The organism is Roseateles sp. PN1 (genome assembly GCF_038419725.1).
Lineage (GTDB): Bacteria > Pseudomonadota > Gammaproteobacteria > Burkholderiales > Burkholderiaceae_C > Paucibacter_A.
Genome location: NZ_JBCARA010000003.1, coordinates 379687 through 403581, shown reverse-complemented (window position 1 = coordinate 403581; position 23895 = coordinate 379687). Strand labels below are relative to the sequence as shown.

The 23895-nt window shown below is 62.6% G+C and carries 10 protein-coding genes; 7 read left to right on the top strand and 3 right to left on the bottom strand.

Annotation, left to right across the window (positions count from 1 at the left end; all coding sequences use genetic code 11):
* Positions 1–40: 40 nt before the first annotated feature.
* The gene (locus AABB87_RS06795) at positions 41–5371 is read right to left on the bottom strand and encodes a hypothetical protein (RefSeq protein ID WP_341970544.1); all 5331 of its coding nucleotides are present in this window, start codon (positions 5369–5371) and stop codon (positions 41–43) included.
* Between the two features lie 208 nt (positions 5372–5579).
* Complete coding sequence (locus tag AABB87_RS06790) at positions 5580–14291, bottom strand: heme utilization protein (protein ID WP_341970543.1); 8712 nt, start codon at positions 14289–14291, stop codon at positions 5580–5582.
* A 506-nt stretch (positions 14292–14797) separates the two neighbouring features.
* Between AABB87_RS06790 and AABB87_RS06785 the strand changes: the two genes are divergently transcribed.
* Entirely contained in the window at positions 14798–15754 is a 957-nt protein-coding gene (locus AABB87_RS06785) for a glycosyltransferase family A protein (RefSeq protein ID WP_341970542.1), read from the top strand.
* A 43-nt stretch (positions 15755–15797) separates the two neighbouring features.
* Entirely contained in the window at positions 15798–17171 is a 1374-nt protein-coding gene (locus tag AABB87_RS06780) for a methyltransferase domain-containing protein (RefSeq protein WP_341970541.1), read from the top strand.
* A 2-nt stretch (positions 17172–17173) separates the two neighbouring features.
* Here the strand turns inward: AABB87_RS06780 and AABB87_RS06775 are convergent, their stop codons facing one another.
* Positions 17174–17842, bottom strand: a complete 669-nt coding sequence (locus AABB87_RS06775; RefSeq protein WP_341970540.1) for a GntR family transcriptional regulator — start codon at positions 17840–17842, stop codon at positions 17174–17176.
* Between the two features lie 83 nt (positions 17843–17925).
* Here AABB87_RS06775 and scpA point away from each other — a divergent pair, with 83 nt between their 5' ends.
* The 5 genes from scpA to AABB87_RS06750 are packed head-to-tail and all read left to right on the top strand — an operon-like array spanning position 17926 to position 23857.
* Positions 17926–20160 (top strand): methylmalonyl-CoA mutase, encoded by a 2235-nt coding sequence (gene scpA, locus AABB87_RS06770; RefSeq protein WP_341970539.1) that lies wholly within the window; start codon positions 17926–17928, stop codon positions 20158–20160.
* Entirely contained in the window at positions 20157–20642 is a 486-nt protein-coding gene (locus AABB87_RS06765; RefSeq protein ID WP_341970538.1) for a GNAT family N-acetyltransferase, read from the top strand. Before scpA ends, AABB87_RS06765 begins: the two co-directional genes overlap by 4 nt.
* Positions 20639–21649, top strand: coding sequence for a methylmalonyl Co-A mutase-associated GTPase MeaB (meaB, locus tag AABB87_RS06760; protein ID WP_341970537.1), 1011 nt, complete (start codon positions 20639–20641; stop codon positions 21647–21649). The genes AABB87_RS06765 and meaB overlap by 4 nt, the downstream gene beginning before the upstream one ends.
* Positions 21642–23183, top strand: a complete 1542-nt coding sequence (locus AABB87_RS06755; protein ID WP_058719827.1) for an acyl-CoA carboxylase subunit beta — start codon at positions 21642–21644, stop codon at positions 23181–23183. The genes meaB and AABB87_RS06755 overlap by 8 nt, the downstream gene beginning before the upstream one ends.
* Positions 23153–23857 carry a hypothetical protein gene (locus tag AABB87_RS06750; protein WP_341970536.1) on the top strand — a complete coding sequence of 235 codons (705 nt, stop codon included), beginning with the start codon at positions 23153–23155 and terminating at the stop codon, positions 23855–23857. The genes AABB87_RS06755 and AABB87_RS06750 overlap by 31 nt, the downstream gene beginning before the upstream one ends.
* Positions 23858–23895: the final 38 nt, after the last annotated feature.

Sequence of the window (23895 nt, the reverse complement as noted above, 5' to 3'; positions counted from 1 at the left end):
CCCATGCCTGCCACCATTTCCTGCGAGACCTGTGTTGCGCTTAGATCAGCGGCAACCAGGGGTCGCCATCTTCATGAGCGGGTCGGCGGTGTGCAAGCGCCTGACGCAGAAGGGCGTCTGGGTCCGCGGCCTGGGCCTGCGCGGCCGGGGCCGCCTGGCTCAGTGAGGCCGGCAGGATTTGATCGGCCGCCACCAACAGGTCCTGCAGATTGGGTAGCGGGGTGTTTGCGCTGGCTATTCCAGGCTGCACAGGCTGGACGGCATCGTGCTCACCATGAGTGGCGATCTCCTGGGCCAGAGGCACATCCTCGGGCGTGTTTTTGGCGAACCAGACATCGGCCATGAGCTTCTGGCTGCCGTCGCTCAAGGTGTAGCCGGACACCAGGCCGATCAGATTGCCCGCATCCATCTGGCTACTCTTCTGGGCCTGCAAGTCCAGCGAGACGATGTTCAGCTCAGACAGGTTGAGCAGCTCCGCCGCCGTGCTCAAACCATCACGATTGCTGTCCACCCAGACGCGCAGATCGGCGAAGGCCGCGTCGTGAGTATTCAGAAGCCCGTCGCTATTGCTGTCCAGGCTGCGCATGGCGGCATAACCGTCGCCCGCGCGTTTGCCATCGGCCAAATGCACGCCGCTGCCGAACAACTCGGCGCCGTTGTCGATTTGCCCATTGTGGTTGCGGTCCATCACCAGCAATCCGTCCTTGCCATCGGTCCAGCCCCATTGCTGGGTCTTGCCGGTGGCATTGAGGTCGAACTGCACGCCCTGGGCCGCAGCGCTGGTGCGAACACCATTGCCGTCCAGGTCCAGCACGATGGGTGTGGCCGCGAACAAGGCATCCACCTGATTGGCGCTCATGGCCGCGATTTGCTCGGTGCTGAAGGCATGCACCTGCTGCATATTCAAGCCGGCGATGTCTTGCGATTCCAGGCCCTGGATCTGCTCGGTCAGCAGCGCGTGAATCTGGGCCGTGCTCCAGGCGCGCAGCTGGGCTGAGCTGAGGGCCGCGATATCCTCGGTTTCCAGTGCGCGGATCTGATCAGTGCTCAGCGCGGCAATGCTGCGGGAGTTAAGGCCCGCGATCTGCCAGGTCTGCAAGGCGGCAATGTCTTCGGTCTCCAGGGAGCGAATCTGCTTGCTGCTGAGGCCCCTCAGCTGCTGGGTCAGCAGGGCGCCGAACTGGTCTGTGGTGAAGGCATTGAGTTGGTTGGTGCTGAGTGACTGCAAGACCGAGGTGCTCAAAGCCACGATGTCTTCGGTCTCGATGGCCGCCAGCTGGGCGAGCTTGAAGCCACCCGCTTGGCGGCTGCTCAGGGCACTCATCTGCGCCTGACTCAGCTCGGCAATGGCTTCGGTGCTGAAGGCGCCGAGCTGCAGGCTGCTGAAGGCGCGCAGGGATTCGCTCAGCATGGCGTGCATATCGCTGCCCGCCAACAAAGAGATGTTCTCGGTGCTCAGGCGCGCCAGCTGCGCGCTGCTGAGGGCCGCAATCTGGTCTGAGCCCAAGGCATCAAAGGCCTCGGTGCTCAAACCGTTGAGGGCCAGGGAGGAGAGCGAGCGAATCTGCAGCGTGCTCAGGCCCTCGACCTGTGCGCCGCTCAAGCTGGCGATTTGCAAGGTGGTCATGCCGGCAAGCGCGCCGGTGCTCAAAGCCTGCAGCTGCAAAGGACTCAGTGCTGTGATGTCTTCGCTGGAAAGGCCGCGGATTTGTGCGCTGCTCAGCAGACCCAGTTGTTCGCTGGCCAGCAGGGCAAACTGTTCGCTGGCCAACATGCTGAGTTGGCGCGAGCCCAAACCGCGAATCTGGTCGGATTCCAGGCTGATGAGTTGCTGCTGCGAAAACAGCTGCAGCTCCTCGCTGCTGAGGGCCCGCAGTTGTGCCGTGCTCAGGGCTGTGATCTGTTCGGTTGCCAGTGCCAGCACCGCCTCGCTGGAGAGATTGCCCACGGCCAAGGTGCTGATGGCGCGGATCTGTTCGCTGCTCAAGGCTTGGATTTGACTTCCATTGAGTGCAAAGACCTGGCTGCTGTTCAAGGCCTGGATGGACTTGCTGCTGAGCAGGCCCAGGCCTTCCGCTGACAGCAGGGCGATGTCCGCGCTGTTCAGGCCAGCCATCTGATTGGCTTGCAAAACACCTACTTGTTGCGCCGTGAGGGTGGCCACCTGATCACTCTGCAAGGCATCTAGGCCAGCGGTGGACCAGCCGCGCAGGGCATTGCTGCTGATGGCGGCAATGTCCGCGAGTTCAATGCTGGCGATCTGGGTCGAACTCAAGCCATTGAGCTGGGCCGAGCTCATCACCGCCCATTGAGCCTCGGTCAGCGCCACCAGGTCATTGGTCTCCAGGCTGCGCAGTTGCGCGCTATTGAGTGACTGCAATTGCTCGCTGCTGAGCGAGGCGAACTGCTCGCTATTGAGCTGCTGCAGCTGGCTGCTGCTCAAGCCGCGCAGGGCCTGGCTGCTGATGGCGGCGAGGCCATCGGCGCTGATGGCTGTCAGTTGTGCGCTGTCGAGAAAGCGCAGCTGATCGGCGTTCAGGGCGGTGAATTGCTCGGGCAGCAGCTGGGCGATCTCTTCGGTGCTGATGGCTGCCAGCTGCACCGAGCCCAGGGTGGCGAGCTGCGCCGTGTTGAGCTGCACCAGCTCCGCCGCGCCAAAGGCTGCGAATTGGGCGGTGGACAAGGCGCGCAAGGCGGCCGTGGTCATGGCGGCCAGATCGTCGGCGACGATGGCCATGATTTGGTCCGAGCTGAGCAGGGCCAGCTGCGACGTGCCCAGGCCCGCGACCTGGGCGCTGCTGAGTCCTGTCAACTGCTCCAGCGTCATGGCGGCGAGTTGCTTCGCTGACAAGGCTCGCACGCCGCGCGCACCGAGGGCCACCACATCGGCCAGCTCCATGGCCGCGACTTGTTGGGTGCTTAGGCCCATCAGTTGCTTGTCGCTCAAGACGCTGAATTGCTCGCTCAGCATGACCTGGATGGCGTCGGTGCTGAGTTGACCCAGCTGCTGGCTGCTCAGCGCTGCAACTTGGGCGGTAGTCAGGGTCGCAACTTGGCTCAGGTCGATATTGGCCAGCTGGCTGGAGGTGAGTCCCCGGATGGCGGCGGTGCTGATGGCCAACAAGGCATCAACCGGCAGGGCCCACATCTCGTCGGTGCCCAACTTGGCCAATTGCTGTGAAGTCATCAAGGCCATTTGGCGGGAACTGATGGCCCCCCATTGATCAACGGTGAGGGCATCGACCTGGGCGGCCGACAAAGCTCGCAGTCCGGCGCTGGTCAAGGCATTGAGGGACTGCATGCTCAGCTCGTCAATGCGCTCAGGGCTCAGGCCTGCGACCTGCTGCGAGCCAAGGGCCGCCCATTGCTCGGTAGCCAGGGCGATGAGTTGATCGATGCGCAGCGCTGCAATTTGCTCCGAACTCAGCGCCATCAACTGGCGTGAACTCAGCATCTGCACCTGAGCCTCGGTCAGCTGGTTCAGCTGGGTGGCTTGCAAGCCTCGAATGGCGCCACTGCTGAAGGCCTGCAAGGCTTCGCTGCCGATCTGCACGAACTGCTCGGAACTCAGGCCTGCAATCTGGGCCGAGCTCAGAATTGCAGCCTGGCTGCTGCTCAGCACGCGCAAGAGATTGGGGTCCAGCGAATGCAGCTGCTCCCCGGTCAGCGACTTGAATGCGGCGGTCGACAGCGCGGCAAAGTCGTCGGTCTCCAGATGGGCCAGTTGATTGGCACTGAGCGCTTGCAATTGCTTGGAGCTGAGCGCGGCCATTTGCAAGGTGCTCATCAGATTGAGCTGCTCGGTGCTCAGCCACTGAATCTGATCCGTGCTCAGTGATCGAATCTGGACGGTGGACAGGCTTTGCCACTGATCGCTGCTCAGTGCACTCAGCTGTGTGCTGCGCAAGGACTGTAGGGCTGATGTGCTCAGGCTGCGCAGATCTTCGGTTTCCAGCAGGCTCAGTTGCTTGCTGCTCAGCGCAGAGACTTGGGCCGAACTCAATGCTGCGACCTGGGATGTGCGTAGGCCTTGCAGCTGATCGCTGGCCAAGGCATTGAGTGTGTTGCCGCTGAGTGCGCGTATGCCAGCGCTGCTGATGGCGGCTACATCTTCGGTTTCCAGGGCACCGATCTGACGGCTGCTCAGGGCAACGAGTTGGGCAGAGCTGAGGCTGCGGAACTGCTGGGTGCTCATGGCCATCAGGTCAGCGCTGTCCAGCACCGCAAACTGGCGGGAGCTGAATGAGGCGATCTGGCGGGTGGCGAGCGAGGCGACTTGATCGCTGACCAGACCTTGCAAGGCACTGAGCGTCAGACCACGAATCGCGCCGGTGGACAAGCCGGGCAAGGCATCGCTGGACAGCATTTGCAGCTGGTCCGACTTGAGCCCCATGGCTTGGGCGGAGGTCAGCACACCGAGTTGTGCGCCGCTGAGCCCGCCGAGCTGGTCCGACTGCAGCACGCCCAGCTGCTTGGCGCTAAAGCCCTTCAGGGCGTTGGTGCCCAGCTGCTCAAAGTCGCTGGTGCTGAGTACGCTCAGCTGGCTGGTGCTGAGGCTCTTGAGTTGCGCCGTGCTCAGGGCAGGGATTTGATCACTGCTCAGGGCGTCGATGCCGGCGCTGCCCAAGCTGCTGATCTGGCCGGTGCTCATGGCTCGGATTTGGCCGCTGGCGAAGGTCTGCAGCAGCTCGGCCGGCAGTTCGCGCAAAGTGGCGCCGCTGATGGCTCGGATGGCCGCTGAGGACAGGTTTTGCAAGGCCTCCGGCGATAAGGTGGCGAGCAGCGTCGCCTTCAGCGCACTGCCGTGGCTGCCGTTGAGGCCGCCGATTTGCTCCACCGTCAAGGCGGTGATTTGTTCGGGCGCCAGGGAACTGAGCTGGCCGCCGGAGAGGCTGGAAATGAACTTGGTGCTCAGCTCGCTGAGCTCGTTGGGTGCGATCACCGCCAACAGGCTGGTGGACATGCCCTTGAGCTGAGCGGGATTGATCTGCACCAACTGGTCCACGCCCAAGACCTCAAATTGCTCGGCACGTATACCTGGAAATTGTTTGGACTGCAGGCTGCCGACCTGCTCGGGCAGCAGCTGAGAAAACTGGTCCAGGGTCAAGGCGCCCAGCTGGGCAGTGTTGAGCGCCTTGAAGACGGTGGGGGTGAGGGCCTGCAGCTGTTCGACGGAAAAGGCCGACATCAAGCTGGCGGGCAAAGATTTGAACGCCCCAGCCTTCAATGACAGGGCCTGCTCATAACTCAGCGCGGCAATATGGTCAGGGGTGAACTGCGCCCACACAGCCGGACTGAGCTTGGCGAGGGCCTGCGTGCTCAGCTGAGCAAGCTCTTCGGGGCTCGGTGGTGTGGGGACGGAGGTGGCCATGGCTGTTCTGCTTGATCAGGCTGGAGCCGGCAGCAGCATTGCAAAAGGACAAGGGTTCAACCCCAGCGGCGCGATCGCCCTGGAGTAGGCGCGACGCTTGGCTGGGATGTTAGGGGGCGGCGCTTGGCTCTCGTTCAAACAGGGCCTCACAAAGTGGACAAACCGGATGCATCGTTCACGATGCATCCGGATTTGTCGTCGATCAAACTCAGATCAGAGGCAGGTGGCGACTCAGGTCGTCGTCATCGCCCGGGTTCTTCTGCTTGATCAGGGCCGGACCATCCACGGCCTGCTGCGTCAGCCTGTCGACACTTGGCGCTCCTGGCAGCGGAACCTCGGCGGGCGGCACCAGCACATCGCTGAGCTGCAGCTTGGCACCGTCGCTGCCCGTCACGGCCGTGGGCGCCGTGGTCGAGGCTGCTTGGCTAGAGTCGCGGCTGAACCAGACGTCGGCCATATCGTGGGTATTGCCGTCCGTCGTCTGATAGCCAGAGACCAGGCCCACCAGATTGCCGTTATTGACCGCCGTCGATGTCTGGGCGTGCAGATCCAGGCTGGCAATATGCAGGGAGTCCAGGGACTTCAGCTCGCCGGCCTGGGTGACGCCGTCGTGGTTGCCGTCCACCCACACTTGCAGCTGGGCAAAGTCCTTGTCCTTGGCGTCCAGTTTGCCGTCTTGGTTGCCATCCAGGGCTGACATCGCCGCGTAGCCATCCTTGGCGTGTGAGCCATCGGCCAAGCGGGTGCCTTCACCGAAGAGTTCGCGGCCATCGTTGATCTGACCGTCGCCGTTGATGTCGCGTACCAGCAGGCCGTCATTGCCACCCACCCAGCCCCACTTCTGCCAGACACCCATGCCCAGGAGGTCGTAGGTGACGCCGTTCTCGGCAGCGATGGTCTCCACGCCGTTGCCGTCCAGGTCAAGGATGATGGGCGAGACCTGGGCTGCGACCAGTGCATTGAGCTGTTCGCTGCTCATGGCGTTGATCGCCTCGGTGGCGAAGGAGGTCGCCTGCGTCATCGAGAGCTTGCTGATATCCGACGCATCCAAGCCGGCAATCTGCTCGCTGATCAACGAGTGGATCTGCTCCGTCGTAAAGGTAGAGAACTGGGCCGAGGTCAAGGCCTTGATGTCATCGGTCTGCAGGGCCTGGATCTGGTCGCTGGTGAAGCCACGCAGAGCCGCCGTGCTGAAGTAGCTGATGTCGCTGCTGTCGAAGGCGCGAATCTCTTCCGAGCTCAGCGTGTGCAGTTGCTCAGAGTTGATCGCGGCCAGCTGTGCGCTGCTCATCGCCGTCAGCTGATCCGAGTGCAGGGCGGTGAACTGGTCGGAGGCGATGGCGCGGATTTGTGCTGTGCTCAAGGCCTGCACGTCCTCCGATTCCATGACCCGGAAGTGTTCACTCGTCATGCCGCGGATCTGTGTCGTGCTCAGAGACGCAATTTGTGCGCTGCTGAGGCCCACGATCTGATCGGTGATGAAGGCGGCCAGATGTTCGGATCCGAAGCCGCGCAGGGCATTGCTGCTCAGCTGGCTCAGGTCATCGGTCTCCAGCGCCCGGACCTGGTCGGAGCCAAGTGCGGACAGTTGAGCCGAGCTGAGTTGCTTGAACTGATCGCTGGTCAGCGCCTTCAGATCAGCTGTTTCCATGCCGGCAAACTGAGCCGTGCTGAGCGCTTGGATATGCGCCGAGGTCAGCTGGCCGATTTGGTCGGAAGTCAGCGCATTGAGCTGGTCGGTGCCTAGGGCGCGGATCTGCGCCGTCGTCAGGGCACGCAGATCGCTGGTTTCCAGAGCGGCCATCTGATCGGTGCCCAGACCCTTCAGCTGCTGGGTTGTCAGCGACTGGATCTGAGCCGAGCCCAGGGCATTGATCTGGTCAGACACCAGGGCGCGGATGCCGTCCGAACCCAAGCCACGCAGGGCGGCCGTGGTCAGCAGGGCAAAGTCTTCGGTCTCCAGCTTGTTGAGTTGGTCCGAAGCCAGGGCGCCGATCTGAGCGGAGCTGAGGATCTTGGCCTGTTCAGTGGTCAGTGCCTTCAGGTCGGCCGACTCCATGCCAGCGAACTGGGCCGTCGACAGCGCTTGCACCTGAAGGGTGGTCAGCTGAGCGATCTGGTCCGTGCCCATGGCATTGAGCTGGTCTGTCGCCAGGGCGCGAATCTGAGTCGTCGTCAATGCACGCAGATCAGCGGTTTCCAGTGAGGCGACCTGATCGGTGCCCAGGCCCTTGAGCTGCTGAGTCGTCAGCGACTGGATCTGAGCCGAGCCAAGCGCATTGATCTGATCAGACACCAGGGCGCGGATACCGTCCGAACCCAGGCCTCGCAGGGCGGCCGTGGTCAGCAGGGCGAAGTCTTCGGTCTCCAGCTTGTTGAGCTGATCCGAAGCCAAGGCGCCGATCTGAGCGGAGCTGAGGACCTTGGCCTGGTCGGTGGCCAAGGCCTTCAGGTCGGCGGACTCCATGCCCGCCAACTGGGTGGTCGTCAGGGCCTGGATCTGAGCCGTGGTCAGCTGGCTGATCTGGTCGGTGCCCATGGCGTTGAGCTGATCGGTGGCCAGCGAGCGGATCTGTGCCGTGGTCAGGGCCCGCAGGTCAGCGGTTTCCATCGCGGCAACCTGATCGGTGCCCAGACCCTTGAGTTGCTGGGTCGTCAGCGACTGGATCTGCGCCGAGCCCAGGGCATTGATCTGGTCAGACACCAGGGCGCGGATGCCGTCGGATGTCAGGCCACGCAGGGCCGCTGTGGTCAGCAGGGCGAAGTCTTCTGTCTCCAGCTTGTTGAGCTGATCCGAAGCCAGGGCGCCGATCTGAGCCGAGCTGAGCAGCTTGGCTTGGTCGGTGGCCAGGGCCTTCAGGTCGGCTGACTCCATGCCGGCGAACTGAGCCGTCGTCAGGGCTTGGATCTGCACACTGGTGAGCTGTGCTATTTGATCGGTGCCCAGGGCATTGATTTGATCCGTGCCGAGGGAACGCAGCTGCGCAGTGGTCAGGGCGCGCAGATCGGCCGTTTCCATCGAGGCGATCTGATCGGTGCCCAGGCCGTTGAGTTGCTGGGTGGTCAGCGACTGGATCTGTGCTGTGCCCAAGGCATTGATCTGGTCAGACACCAGGGCACGGATGCCGTCCGAACCCAAGCCACGCAGGGCGGCCGTGGTCAGCAGGGCAAAGTCTTCAGTCTCCAGCTTGTTGAGCTGGTCCGAGGCCAGGGCGCCGATCTGAGCGGAGCTGAGGATCTTGGCCTGATCGGTGGCCAGGGCCTTCAGGTCGGCCGACTCCATACCGGCGAACTGGGCTGTCGTCAGGGCTTGCACCTGCAGGGTGGTCAGCTGAGCGATCTGGTCAGTGCCCAAGGCATTGAACTGATCGGTCGCCAAGGAGCGGATCTGTGCCGTGGTCAAGGCCCGCAGATCAGCGGTTTCCATCGACGCAACTTGATCGGTGCCCAGGCCCTTGAGTTGCTGGGTCGTCAGCGACTGGATCTGGTTCGAGCCCAAGGCGTTGATTTGGTCAGACACCAGGGCACGGATGCCGTCGGACGTCAGGCCACGCAGGGCAGCTGTGGTCAGCAGGGCGAAGTCTTCTGTCTCCAGCTTGTTGAGCTGATCCGAAGCCAGAGCGCCGATCTGAGCGGAGCTGAGGATCTTGGCTTGATCGGTGGCCAGGGCCTTCAGGTCGGCCGACTCCATGCCGGCCAACTGGGTGGTCGTCAGAGACTGGATCTGGGCGGTCGTCAGCTGGCTGATCTGGTCGGTGCCCATGGCGTTGAGCTGATCAGTGGCCAGGGAGCGGATCTGTGCCGTGGTCAAGGCCCGCAGATCAGCGGTTTCCATCGACGCAACTTGATCGGTGCCCAGACCCTTGAGTTGCTGGGTCGTCAGCGACTGGATCTGCGCCGAGCCCAGGGCATTGATCTGGTCAGACACCAGGGCACGGATGCCGTCCGAACCCAAGCCACGCAGGGCGGCCGTGGTCAGCAGGGCAAAGTCTTCGGTCTCCAGCTTGTTGAGCTGATCCGAGGCCAGGGCGCCGATCTGGGCCGAGCTGAGCAGCTTGGCTTGGTCGGTGGCCAGGGCCTTCAGGTCAGCCGACTCCATGCCGGCAACCTGGGTCGTCGTCAGGGCTTGGATCTGCGCACTGGTCAACTGAGCGATCTGATCGGTGCCCAGGGCGTTGATCTGGTCGGTACCCAGGGAGCGGATTTGCGCGGTGGTCAAGGCACGCAGATCGGCCGTTTCCATCGAGGCGATCTGATCGGTGCCCAGGCCGTTGAGTTGCTGGGTGGTCAGCGACTGGATCTGTGCTGTGCCCAGAGCATTGATTTGGTCAGACACCAGGGCGCGGATGCCGTCGGATGTCAGGCCACGCAGGGCTGCAGTTGTCAGCAGGGCAAAGTCTTCGGTCTCCAGCTTGTTGAGCTGGTCCGAGGCCAGGGCGCCGATCTGTGCGGAGCTGAGGATCTTGGCATGGTCGGTGGCCAGGGCCTTCAGGTCGGCCGACTCCATACCGGCGAACTGGGCCGTCGACAGGGCTTGCACCTGCAGGGTGGTCAGCTGCGCGACCTGGTCAGTGCCCAAGGCATTGAGCTGGTCGGTGGCCAAGGAGCGGATCTGTGCCGTGGTCAGGGCTCGCAGATCGGCGGTTTCCAGCGAGGCAAGCTGGTCGGTGCCCAGACCCTTGAGCTGTTGCGTCGTCAAGGCTTGGATCTGGGCCGAGCCCAGGGCATTGATCTGGTCAGACACCAGGGCGCGGATGCCTTCGGATGTCAGGCCTCGCAAGGCGGCCGTGGTCAGCAGGGCGAAGTCTTCGGTCTCTAGCTTGTTGAGCTGATCCGAAGCCAGGGCGCCGATCTGAGCGGAGCTGAGGATCTTGGCTTGATCGGTGGCCAAGGCCTTCAGGTCGGCCGACTCCATGCCCGCCAATTGGATGGTCGTCAGGGCCTGGATCTGAGTTGTGGTCAGTTGGCTGATCTGGTCGGTGCCCATGGCGTTGAGCTGATCGGTGGCCAGCGAACGGATCTGTGCCGTGGTCAAGGCACGCAGATCGGCGGTTTCCATCGATGCGACCTGATCGGTGCCCAGACCCTTGAGTTGCTGAGTGGTCAGCGACTGGATCTGGTTCGAGCCCAGGGCATTGATCTGGTCAGACACCAGGGCGCGTATGCCGTCGGATGTCAGGCCACGCAGGGCAGCTGTGGTCAGCAGGGCGAAGTCTTCGGTCTCCAGCTTGTTGAGCTGATCCGACGCCAGCGCGCCGAGCTGGGCCGAGCTGAGCAGCTTGGCTTGGTCGGTGGCCAGGGCCTTCAGGTCGGCCGACTCCATGCCGGCAACCTGGGTCGTCGTCAGGGCTTGGATCTGCGCACTGGTCAGCTGAGCGATCTGATCGGTGCCCAGGGCGTTGATCTGGTCGGTACCCAGGGAGCGGATCTGCGCCGTGGTCAAAGCGCGCAGATCAGCGGTCTCCATCGAGGCGATCTGATCGGTGCCCAGACCGTCGAGTTGCCGGGTTGTCAGGGACTGGATCTGAGCTGAGCCCAAGGCATTGATCTGGTCAGACACCAATGCACGGATGCCGTCCGAACCCAGGCCACGCAGGGCGGCCGTGGTCAGCAGGGCGAAGTCTTCGGTCTCCAGCTTGTTGAGCTGATCCGAGGCCAGGGCGCCGATCTGAGCGGAGCTGAGGATCTTGGCATGGTCGGTGGCCAGGGCCTTCAGGTCGGCCGACTCCATACCGGCGAACTGGGCCGTCGACAGGGCTTGCACCTGCAGGGTGGTCAGCTGCGCGATCTGGTCAGTGCCCAAGGCATTGAACTGATCGGTGGCCAGGGAGCGAATCTGGGCCGTGGTCAAGGCGCGCAGATCGGCGGTTTCCATCGAGGCGACCTGGTCGGTCCCCAAACCCTTGAGTTGCTGAGTGGTCAGCGACTGGATCTGGTTCGAGCCCAGGGCATTGATCTGGTCAGACACCAGGGCACGGATGCCGTCGGAACCCAGGCCACGCAGGGCGGCTGTGGTCAGCAAGGCGAAGTCTTCGGTCTCCATCTTGCTGAGCTGGTCAGACGCCAGTGCGGCGATTTGGGCCGAACTCAGAACTTTGGCCTGCTCAGTGGTCAGGGCACGGATATCGGTGGTTTCGATTCCGGCGGCCTGTGTTGTCGTGATGGCCTGGATCTGAGTGGTGGTCAGATGGCCGATCTGGTCGGTGCCCAAGGCATTGAGTTGGTCGGTGCCCAAGGAGCGCAGCTGACCCGTGGTCAGCGCGCGCAGATCGGCGCTTTCCATCGAGGCGATCTGATCGGTGCCCAGACCGTCGAGTTGCCGGGTTGTCAGCGATTGGATCTGGTTCGAGCCCAGGGCATTGATCTGGTCAGACACCAGGGCACGGATGCCGTCGGACGTCAGGCCGCGCAATGCAGCGGTGCTCAGCAGGGCGAAGTCTTCGGTCTCCAGCTTGTTGAGCTGGTCGGAAGCCAGGGCGCCGATCTGAGCGGAGCTGAGGATCTTGGCCTGGTCGGTGGCCAGTGCCTTCAGGTCGGCCGACTCCATGCCGGCCATTTGTGCAGTCGTCAGGGCCTGTATCTGAGCCGTGGTCAGCTGACTGATCTGGTCGGTGCCCAGGGCGTTGATCTGGTCGGTGCCGAGGGACCGGATCTGCGCCGTGGTCAAGGCACGCAGATCGGCGGTTTCCATCGCGGCGATCTGATCGGTGCCCAGACCCTTGAGTTGCTGAGTGGTCAGCGACTGGATCTGCGCCGAGCCCAGGGCATTGATCTGGTCAGACACCAGGGCACGGATGCCGTCGGAAGTCAGGCCACGCAGGGCGGCCGTGGTCAGCAGGGCGAAGTCTTCGGTCTCCAGCTTGTTGAGCTGATCCGAGGCCAGGGCGCCAATCTGGGCCGAGCTGAGCAGCTTGGCTTGGTCGGTGGCCAGGGCCTTCAGGTCGGCCGACTCCATGCCAGCGACCTGGGCCGTTGTCAGGGATTGGATTTGCGCACTGGTCAACTGGGCAATTTGATCGGTGCCCAGCGCATTGAATTGATCGGTCGCGAGGGAGCGCAGTTGTACGGTGGTCAGGGCACGCAGATCGGCCGTTTCCATCGATGCGACCTGATCGGTGCCCAGACCGTTGAGTTGCTGGGTGGTCAAGGACTGGATCTGTGCTGTGCCCAGCGCATTGATCTGGTCAGACACCAGGGCACGGATGCCGTCGGAGCTCAGGCCTCGCAGGGCGGCCGTGGTCAGCAGGGCGAAGTCTTCGGTCTCCAGCTTGTTGAGCTGATCCGAAGCCAAGGCGCCGATTTGGGCGGAGCTGAGGATCTTGGCCTGGTCGGTGGCCAAGGCCTTCAGGTCGGCCGATTCCATGCCGGCGAACTGGGCCGTCGTCAGGGCTTGCACCTGCAGGGTGGTCAGCTGACCGATCTGGTCAGTGCCGAGGGCATTGAATTGGTCGGTCGCCAAAGAGCGGATCTGTGCCGTGGTCAACGCGCGCAGATCGGCGGTTTCCATCGAGCCGACCTGATCGGTTCCCAAGCCCTTGAGTTGCTGGGTCGTCAGCGACTGGATCTGGTTCGAGCCCAGGGAGTTGATCTGGTCAGACACCAGGGCACGGATGCCGTCGGAAGTCAGGCCACGCAGAGCGGCCGTGCTCAGCAGGGCGAAGTCTTCGGTCTCCAGCTTGTTGAGCTGATCCGAGGCCAGCGCGCCGATCTGAGCGGAGCTGAGCAGCTTGGCTTGATCGGTGGCCAGGGCCTTCAGGTCGGCCGATTCCATGCCGGCGAGTTGAGCCGTCGTCAGGGATTGGATCTGTGCGTTGGTCAGCTGGCCAATCTGATCGGTGCCCAGCGCATTGAACTGATCGGTGCCGAGGGAGCGCAACTGCACGGTGGTCAGCGCGCGCAGATCGGCGGTTTCCATCGAGGCGACCTGATCGGTGCCCAGACCCTTGAGTTGCTGGGTCGTCAGGGATTGGATCTGAGCCGAGCCCAGCGCGTTGATCTGGTCAGACACCAGGGCACGGATGCCGTCGGACGTCAGGCCACGCAGGGCGGCCGTGGTCAGCAGGGCGAAGTCTTCGGTCTCCAGCTTGTTGAGTTGGTCCGAAGCCAGGGCGCCGACTTGCGCGGAGCTGAGGATCTTGGCTTGGTCGGTGGCCAGGGCTTTCAGGTCGGCCGACTCCATGCCAGCAAGCTGGGTGGTGTTAAGCGACTGGACCTGTGCCGTGGTCAGCTGGGCGATCTGGTCGGTGCCCAGTGCGTTGAATTGATCGGTGGCCAAGGAACGAATCTGCGCCGTCGACAGGGCGCGCAAATCCTCGGTTTCCAGTTTGGCAACCTGGTCGGTTCCCATGCCCTTGAGCTGCTGGGTCGTGAGGGCCTGAATCTGATTGGTCAGCAGGGCGTTGATCTGGTCGGTGCCAAATGCGCCCAGTGAATCACTGGTGACGCCTCGCAGTGCTGAGGTGCTCAGCTTGGCGACGTCTTCGGTCTCGATCTTTGAAAGCTGATCCGAGGTCAGGGCGCCGAGTTGCTTGGAATTGATGACCTTGAAAACCTCGGTCCCCAAGGCTTTCAGGTCCTGCGACTCCAAAGCGGCCATGTGTTCAGTGACAAAGGCACTGACCTGTTTAGTGGTCAGTGCCTGTGCTTGCTCACTGGTCATGCCCTTGATCTGATTCGCGCTGAAGGCCTGTATGGCCGCCGTGCTGAATTTAGCGAAGTCCTCGGTCTCGAAGAAGCTGATCTGCTCCGAGCTGAGTGACTTGATCGCCAAGGTGGACAAGCTGGCCGTCTGCTCGGTCGTCAGCGCTTTCAGCTGATCAGACGTAAATGCTGCCCAGTCTTCTGAAGTCAGCTTGCGCAGAGTCGCCGTGGTCAGACCATCAATTTGGTCGGTGGAAAGGCTTGTGATGATCGAGGGCATGAGCTTTACCTCAGGTGGGCGTGACCGTTCGGGGCTGGTGAATTCAAGACTGAACTTGGAGGCTCACCGGATCGTTTCGCTACAGTCACGTGAATGCTTTGGGCACGGCGCTCGGCGTCAAAAACGCAGGGTGCCGTGCTCAGGTACAGAACTAAAAACTGTCTGTGGTTCCAGGGTTTGGGCTCAATTTGGGCTTGGGCTCTGGGGCGATATCTGCAAACTTCGGCACAAGGCTGCCAATCTTTAGCAGCCATGGCTTCACATGCAGGGCTTTCGCTCAGACATGTGCTGATTAGGTGTTTTTTGCCGAATGCTTTTTCTGGCTGGATAACGTCAAAACGACGCAGTCAGGCATCTCAGCAAATCTCTGTCGGCATGCTAGGTGTCTGGCAAGCAGGCATTGGATGGAAAAGCTGCCCAAACGTGCAGCTTTTGGCAGGATGGCTGTGCCTGTGTTCTCGCTGTAATGCTCAACATCGGCGTCAAGCCTGTTGGGCACACTCGCCATGCAAGTCACCACCCTGATTCCTGCTTACAAGACCAAGTACATCGTTGAGTTGTTGACGGGGCTGATGACGCAGACGCTCAAGCCGCAAAAAGTCATCGTGTCGGACGACAGCCCGGATGGCGTTTTCGGTGCCTTATTGCAGTCGCCGCAGATGGAGTTGGCGCGGCACAAGCTGCAAATCGAGGTGCACACCGGCCCGCGCGCTGGTGCCTACGAAAACTTCAAACACCTGCTGCGCTTGTGGGATGGTTCGACCGAATTGGTCCACCTCTTGTTGGATGACGACATCCTCTACCCCGACTTTTATATGCGCCACCTGATGGCGCATGCCAGCTGCCGCAGCCCCAGTAGCATCAGCGCCCGCTGGTGCACCAATGAGCGCGGCCAGCCGGTGGAGGGCATGCCCATTCCGAAGAATGTCTGGCTGTCTAACGACCGTATCGTCTTGCTCGAAGCATCCTTGCTGTTTTCCAGCACCTTGCCTGATTGCACCAACTGGCTGGGCGAGTTCTCCAACTGCGTGATGCGCAAGGAGGCCGCCGATTTGCTGTTCAGCCCCCAGTTTGCTGGCGTCTCCTATGAAGGCCTGTGGGATTTGGGTGCATTTTTGGCGGCCAGCCTGATCGGGCCGGTGGCCTATATCCAGGACCGATTGGGTGCGTTCCGGGCGGGCGGCGAGGGGCACTCGGCGCAGTTGCTGGGCAAGCATATGAAGGCCGCTCATCTGGCCTACGCAGCCTTGAGCCTGGGTGCGGTGCGTCTGGAGCGTCTAAGCCCTGACAGTGCGCGCAAGGGTTACGCTGGCCTGCATCAGGCCTTGCTGGATCGTTACGCCGCTGAGCCCGATGTGGCGCCCTTCATTCCCGTGCTGGGGCGCCTGGCTGCGGGCGAAGCCGAGGCTGAGGCGGAGTTCCTGCTCCTGTGGGAGCAATTCCTGCGCAGCCACAAGTTTTGATTCCGAACCAAGTGCCCGAGAACGATTCGCCAGAAAGCCAGCCATGAGTCTTGTTGCCTCTGAAGCCCAAACCCTGCCGGTGGTGGTGGTGTCCTACAACAGCGTGGACTTGCTGCGCAATCTATTGAGCTCCTTTCGGAGCTTCTATCCCAATCCTGTCCACGTGGTGGACGGGTCGGAGCCCGGTCCATTGGCCGACATCCGCACCATGCTGGCCGAGTTTGAGGGCGTGACTCTGCATGCGCAGGAATTCAATATCCACCATGGCCCGGGCATGGCCTGGGCCATCAGTCAGTTGGATCTGGGGCCTCGTGCTTTGTTTCTGGATAGCGATATCGTGGTCCTGAAGCCGGGCTTTATTGAGGATTTGCTGTCCCATCTGCAGCCCGAGGACTATGGCGTGGGTGGCGTGGCCTACGTCAATCGCGAGGGTTTTGATATTCCCTATGCCTACGGGGCCGTGCCTTATCTCCACCCGCCTTGCATGCTGTGCAATATCGAGGTGATGAAGCAATGGCCGCTGCCCATCAAGCATGGCGCGCCCATGGTGGCGCCGATGTTGGCCCTGCATGATGCGGGGCGCTCGCATCTGCTGCGGCATCTGGACTGGACGCTCAACGACGTCACCCCTGATACCCGCAAGCTCTATTTGGATCACATCGGGCGTGGCACGGTCACCGCTACCCAGGGCTACCACTTGGAAGAGTGGATGGCTGAGACGCAGGCGCGGGCCCAGCAAAAGCTGGCACAAGCTCAAGGCACGGCGCCAACCGGCTACAACCCCGATTTGCTGCCCATGATTCCGCCCGGCGCGAGGCGCATTCTGGAGGTGGGGTGCAGCACCGGTGCGCTGGCGCATGCCCTGAAGTTACAAAGGCCGGATGTGCACATCATGGGCTTGGAGCTTGATCCCAAGGCGGCCCAAGTGGCGCGTGGGCATTGCAACGAGGTCTTGAATTTGGACATCGAAGCGGCCGACGAGGCCTTGTTCCGTGACTTCGCCGACCGCGACTGCTGGATTTTTGGCGATGTGCTGGAGCATTTGCGCGACCCCTGGCGCGTGCTGAGCCAGATACGCAAGGTCATGCCGCCGGGCGCTTGCGTGGTGGCCAGCATTCCCAATGTGCAGCATTGGAGCCTGCAAGGGCGTTTGGCCGTGGGGGATTTCCGTTATGAGGCCGATGGCCTGCTGGACCGAACCCATTTGCGCTGGTTCACCCGCATCACCTTGTTCGAGCTGTTTCAGTCGGCCGGCTTGAGGGTGGAGGCCGGCGTGCCGCGCATTTTCAACGAGCCGGGGCGGGAGCCTGTGCTGGCGGCCATCCGGCAAATGGCCGTGGCCATGGGGCGGGACCCGGAAGGGGCGGTGCGGGATGCGCTGCCGCTTCAGTATGTGGTGCGCGCCGTCGCAGCCTGACGTTAGTCTGCTGCGCCTGATGCGGGCGTGCCGTGGGTGGCCGCGGCGAGGCCGTTGTCGAAATGCATGCGCATGAGTCGCGCCGCGTCCTCGCTGCGGCGTTCGACCAGCGCGGCGATCAGCATGTCATGCTCCTGCAGCGAATCTTGGATGCGTCCTTGCTTGAACAAGGAGTGATGGCGATTGAGCTTCATCACCCGGCGCAGGTCAGTGACGATTTGCTGGCGCCAGCGATTGCCTTCAATTTCCAGGATGCGCAGGTGAAAGCGCTCATTGGTCGCGAAAAAGGCCTCGTGATGCTCTGCTTGGTCCACAAGGGTCTGGTGCAGGGCCTGTAGCTCTCGCAGTTGCTCCGCGTTTGCCAGTTGGCAGACGCGTGCGGTGGCATCGCTTTCCAGCAGGGCCAGCAGTTGGTAGGCCTCGCGCACATCGCGCTCCGACATTTCGGTCACATAGGCGCCACGCCGCACCTTCATCGTGACGAGTCCTTCGGCCGCCAAGACTTTCAGGGCTTCGCGCAGTGGCGTCCGGCTGATGCCGAGGTCGCGGCAAATCTTGAGCTCATCAATCCAATGGCCGGGCTCGAGTTCGCGGCTGAAGATTTGCGCGCGCAGGCGTTCGGCCACCTCTTGGTAGAGGGCTCGCGGTGCCAGAGCTTGGGGTGTGGCCATTGGATTTGTCAGAGTTCAGTCATTTTTGAATTTATAATTATGAATCAAAGTTCGACAGCGTAGTTGAACGACCGGAGCATCCCATGTCAGATTCACGTTCATCAGTTCCCGCCTCAGCTGCAGCAGCACCCGCGCCCGCGTCAACGGCGTCAGTCAACTCGCCTTCGGCGGCTGGCGAATTTGCTGCAGCCGATCTGGCGCAGTGGCATAAGGCCGCTGCCAAGTCGGCCCCCGGCGGCAATGTGGATGCTTTGAACTGGCATACGCCGGAAGGCTTGGTGGTCAAGCCCCTGTACACGGCAGAAGACACGGCGGAACTGCCCCACGCCAATACCTTGCCCGGCTTCGAGCCCTTTTTGCGCGGCCCGCAAGCCACCATGTATGCGGTGCGCCCCTGGACCATTCGCCAGTACGCCGGTTTCTCTACTGCCGAGGAAAGTAATGCCTTCTACCGCAAGGCCTTGGCGGCGGGCGGGCAGGGCGTGTCGGTGGCCTTCGACCTGGCGACCCACCGCGGTTATGACAGCGATCACCCGCGCGTCACCGGTGACGTCGGCAAGGCCGGTGTGGCGATTGATTCGGCCGAGGACATGAAGATCTTGTTCGACGGCATTCCGCTCGACAAGGTCTCGGTGTCCATGACCATGAATGGTGCGGTGCTGCCGGTGTTGGCCGGCTATGTGGTGGCGGCCGAGGAGCAGGGCGTTGCACAAGATCAGCTGAGCGGCACGATCCAGAACGACATCCTCAAGGAGTTCATGGTTCGCAACACTTACATCTACCCGCCCGAGCCGTCGATGAAGATCATCGGCGACATCATCGAGTACACGGCCCAGCACATGCCGAAATTCAACTCGATCTCGATCTCGGGCTATCACATGCAAGAGGCGGGCGCCAATCAAGCTTTGGAGCTGGCCTTCACCCTGGCCGATGGCAAGGAGTACGTCAAGACCGCCATTGCCAAGGGCATGGATGTGGACGACTTTGCCGGCCGCCTGAGCTTCTTCTGGGCCGTGGGCATGAACTTCTATCTGGAAATCGCCAAGATGCGGGCCGCACGCCTGCTGTGGTGCCGGATCATGAAGGGCTTTGATGCCAAGAAGCCCAAGAGCCTGATGCTGCGCACCCATAGCCAGACCTCGGGCTGGTCGCTGACCGAGCAAGATCCCTACAACAACGTCGTGCGCACCACCATCGAAGCGATGGCAGCGGTGTTTGGCGGCACGCAGTCGCTGCACACCAACTCGCTGGACGAAGCGATCGCGCTGCCCACCGAGTTTTCCTCGCGCATCGCCCGCAACACCCAGCTGATCATCCAGGAAGAGACGCACATCACCAGCGTCATCGACCCCTGGGCCGGCAGCTACATGATGGAGAAGCTGACGCAGGACATGGCCGACAAGGCCTGGTCCATCATCGAAGAGGTCGAGGCCATGGGCGGCATGGTCAAGGCGGTGGACAGAGGCTGGGCCAAGCTCAAGATCGAGGCCAGCGCGGCGGAGAAGCAGGCCCGCATCGACTCCGGCAAAGACGTGATTGTTGGCGTCAACAAATACAAGCTGGCCAAGGAAGACCCGATCGAGATTCTTGATGTGGACAATGTGCGCGTGCGCGATGGCCAGATCACCCGCCTGAAGCAGATTCGCGCCACCCGGGATGCGGCGGCGGTGCAGGCCGCCTTGGCGGCGCTGACGGAGTCGGCCCGTACCGGGCAGGGCAATCTGCTGGACTTGGCCATTAAGGCCACCCGTTTGCGCGCCACTGTGGGTGAGATCAGCGATGCGCTGGAAGCCGAGTTCGGCCGCCACCGCGCCGACACTCAGAAGGTCAGCGGTGTCTATGCCGCCGCTTACGACTCGGCCGAAGGTTGGGCCAAGCTGCAAGACGAGATCAAGGCTTTTGCTGAAGGCCAAGGCCGCCGCCCCCGCGTGATGATCGCCAAGCTGGGACAGGACGGCCATGACCGCGGCGCCAAGGTGGTGGCCAGTGCCTATGCCGACCTGGGCTTCGATGTGGACATCGGCCCGCTGTTCCAGACGCCCGAAGAATGCGCCCGCCAAGCGATCGAGAACGATGTGCACGCCGTTGGCGTGTCCACCTTGGCGGCAGGGCACAAGACCTTGGTGCCCGCCATCATCGCGGCGCTGAAAGAGCAAGGCGCGGACGACATCATCGTGTTTGTCGGCGGCGTCATCCCGGCGCAGGATTACGAGTTCCTGTACCAGTCCGGCGTCAAGGGCATTTACGGCCCGGGCACGCCCATCCCGGCGAGTGCCAAAGACGTGCTGGAGCAAATCCGCCAGGCGGTGGCCGCTTGAGCCCTGCGCCAGCATCGCTGAAATGGCGGCTGGAGCCCGTGGTCGAGGCCGACTTTGAGTCGCTGCTGGCCCTGCGCATCGCCGCCTTGCAGGAAAGCCTGGAACGGCTGGGTCGTTTTGACCCAGCGCGGGCGCGGGCGCGCTTTCAGGCCGGCTTCGAGCCCGCTTTCATGCATCACATCGTCAGTGCCGGGTCCGGGCAGAGGCTGGGCTTCTTCACCGTCAAGCCACGCCCTGAGGGTCAGGTCTTGCGTTTGGAGCATCTCTACCTCAGTCCAGCAGCTCAAGGCCACGGGGCCGGTAGCTGGGTGATGGAACATATCAAGCGTCAAGCGCGCCTGAGCGCTTGTGAGATCAGCCTCGGCGCACTCAAGCTGAGCCGGTCGAATGACTTCTACCAGGCCCACGGCTTTCAGCAAGTGGCCGAGCAGGAGTTCGATGTGGAGTACCGCTGGAGCCCGGCCATGGAGTTGCGCACATGAAGCTGGCGGCGGACTTGCAATCAGGCTCTGGGCCGGTGCAGCGCCGGGCCATGGCCAAGGCCATCACCTTGCTGGAGTCGACCCGCGCGGACCATCGCTTGCAGGCCGATGCCTTGCTGACCGAGATCCTGCCGCTGACCGGCCGCGCCTTTCGCCTGGGCATCTCCGGCGTGCCAGGTGTGGGTAAGAGCACTTTCATTGAAGCGCTTGGCCTCTTCTTGATCGAGCGCGGCCTGCGCGTGGCGGTGTTGGCTGTGGATCCCTCAAGCACCGTGTCCGGCGGCTCCATCTTGGGTGACAAGACCCGCATGGAGCGGCTTTCCATGCATGCCCAAGCTTATATCCGCCCCAGCCCCAGCAGCGGCACCCTGGGCGGCGTGGCCGAGAAAACGCGCGAAGCCATGCTGGTTTGTGAGGCGGCGGGCTATGACGTCGTCATCGTTGAAACCGTGGGTGTGGGCCAGAGCGAAACCGCCGTGGCCGGCATGACGGATATGTATGTGCTCTTGCAATTGCCCAATGCGGGCGATGACTTGCAGGCCATCAAAAAAGGCGTGATGGAGTTGGCCGACTTGGTGGTGATCAACAAGGCCGATCTCGACCCGCTCGCCGCCACCCGGGCGCGTGCCCACATCAGCAGCAATCTGCGCGTCCATGCCATGCATGGCCACGGCCACGATCATGCGGAGCAGGCTCCGGCCTGGTATCCGCAGGTGATGCAACTCAGCGCTTTGAAAGCCCAAGGGCTGGAAGAGTTTTGGGCGGCGGTGTGTCGCTACCGCAGCCTGCAAGAGGCCAATGGCGCTTTGGCCGAGAAGCGCCGCCAGCAGGCCCTGGCTTGGATGTGGGAACGCATCCAAGCCGGCTTGCAACAACAGTTTTCTACCCACACCGCCGTGCAAGCGGCCCTGGCACCTAGCATTGAACAAGTGCTGGCCGGCCAACTCGCGCCCAGTACGGCGGCGCGTCAACTACTCGCTCATTTCTCTGGAGACAAGCATGCATGACATCCAACAAAGGCTAGAAGAAAAGCGCGCCCTGGCCCGCCTGGGCGGCGGCGAGAAGCGCATTGCGGCCCAACATGCCAAGGGCAAGCTGACGGCGCGCGAGCGGCTGGAACTGCTGTTCGACGAAGGTACCTTCGAAGAATGGGATATGTTCGTCGAGCACCGCTGCGTGGACTTCGGTATGGCCGACAACAAGATCCCCGGCGACGGCGTGGTGACCGGCTACGGCATGATCAACGGGCGCCTGGCTTTTAGCTTCAGCCAGGACTTCACCGTCTTCGGCGGCGCGCTGAGCGAATCGCATGCCGAGAAGATCTGCAAGGTGATGGACCAGGCCATGAAGGTCGGCGCGCCGGTGATCGGCTTGAACGACTCGGGCGGTGCGCGCATTCAGGAAGGCGTGGCCTCCTTGGGCGGCTATGCCGATGTGTTCCAGCGCAATGTGCTGGCTTCGGGCGTGATTCCGCAAATCAGCATGATCATGGGCCCCTGCGCCGGTGGCGCGGTCTACAGCCCGGCGATGACGGACTTCATCTTCATGGTGAAGGACTCCAGCTATATGTTCGTCACCGGCCCCGAGGTGGTGAAGACCGTCACTCATGAAGAAGTCACCGCCGAGGAATTGGGCGGCGCGGCGACGCACACATCCAAGAGCGGCGTGGCCGACCTGGCTTTCGACAATGATGTCGAGGCGATTCTGATGTTGCGTCGCTTCTTCAACTACCTGCCGCTGAACAACCGCGAAAAGGCCCCCACCCGTCAGGGCTTCAACGGTGGCGACCCGGCTGGCCGCTTGGACTATTCGCTGGACACCTTGGTGCCCGACAACGCCAACAAGCCCTACGACATGAAGGAGCTCTTGCTCAAGGTCGTGGACGACGGCGACTTCTTCGAGCTGCAGCCCGAGTACGCCAAAAACATCCTCACCGGCTTCGCCCGCATGGAAGGTCAAACGGTGGGCATCGTCGCCAACCAGCCCCTGGTGCTGGCCGGCTGCCTGGACATCAAGAGCAGCATCAAGGCCGCGCGCTTTGTGCGCTTTTGCGATGCCTTCAATATTCCCGTCATCACCTTCGTCGATGTGCCCGGCTTCATGCCCGGCACTAGCCAAGAGTACGGCGGCATCATCAAGCATGGCGCCAAGCTGCTTTATGCCTATGCCGAGTGCACGGTGCCCAAGGTCACCGTGATCACCCGCAAGGCCTACGGCGGCGCTTACGATGTGATGAGCTCCAAGCATCTGCGTGGCGACGTCAACTTTGCTTGGCCTAACGCTGAAATCGCGGTGATGGGCGCTAAGGGCGCGGTGGAGATCATCTTCCGCGAAGACAAGGGTGACCCCGCCAAGCTGGCCGCCAAAGAAGCCGAGTACAAGGCCCGTTTTGCCAACCCCTTTGTGGCCGGCGCGCGCGGCTTCATCGACGATGTGATCCAGCCGCATGAGACGCGCAAGCGCATCTGCCGCAGCCTGGCCATGTTGAAGGACAAGAAGCTGGAAAACCCGTGGCGCAAGCACGGCAATATGCCGCTGTGATGGGGCGCCCCATGCGTGCCAAGGTCTTTTTGAATGCGCTGCTGGCGGCGGGCTTGGCTTCGGCCGGCTTGGCGCAGGCGGTGCAAGCGCAGGCGCCTAACCTCATGCCTTTGGGGGGCGCCACGCCCAGCCGAGCCAAGCCTTGCGTGGCCATTCATGCGCTGCCGCTGGAGCAGTCCTTGCTGATCGCGCCGGCGGCCAAGGGCGAGGCGGCTGCACGCCAGAGCCTAGATTCGGCTGCGCAGGCGCAAGGCGTCTTGGCGCGCGACCTGGAGCAGGCTTTGAGTGCGGCCAAACCCTTGGCCGAACAAGGCGAGTGGAGCGAGGCCAAGAGCCGCGCCGTCGCTGCGGAGGGCTTTGCCGCTTGCGCCCGGCGCATTTACGGCGAGAGCGCGCAGGCGCGGATCGCGGCTTGCGAGTTTGATTTAACAACCTTGCCGGTGATCTTGCTCTACCGCGTCGATGGCCAAAGCCGCGCCGCAGCCGCCGCCGATTTGAAGCGGGCCGGCGGCTTGGACGACGAGGGTGAGCAGGCCCGCCGTGCGCCCTTGATGCTGTCCTTCACCTACCAGGGCGCTGGCCCGGTGGTGGGGCAAAGCCGGGCCTGGATCGACCGCCGCGTGGCCGATTGGACCGAGCAATGCCTGGCCGGCCGCTTGCTGCTGCCCAAGTAAACGATCAAAAAATTTAGTTTGGAGACTGACAATGTTGA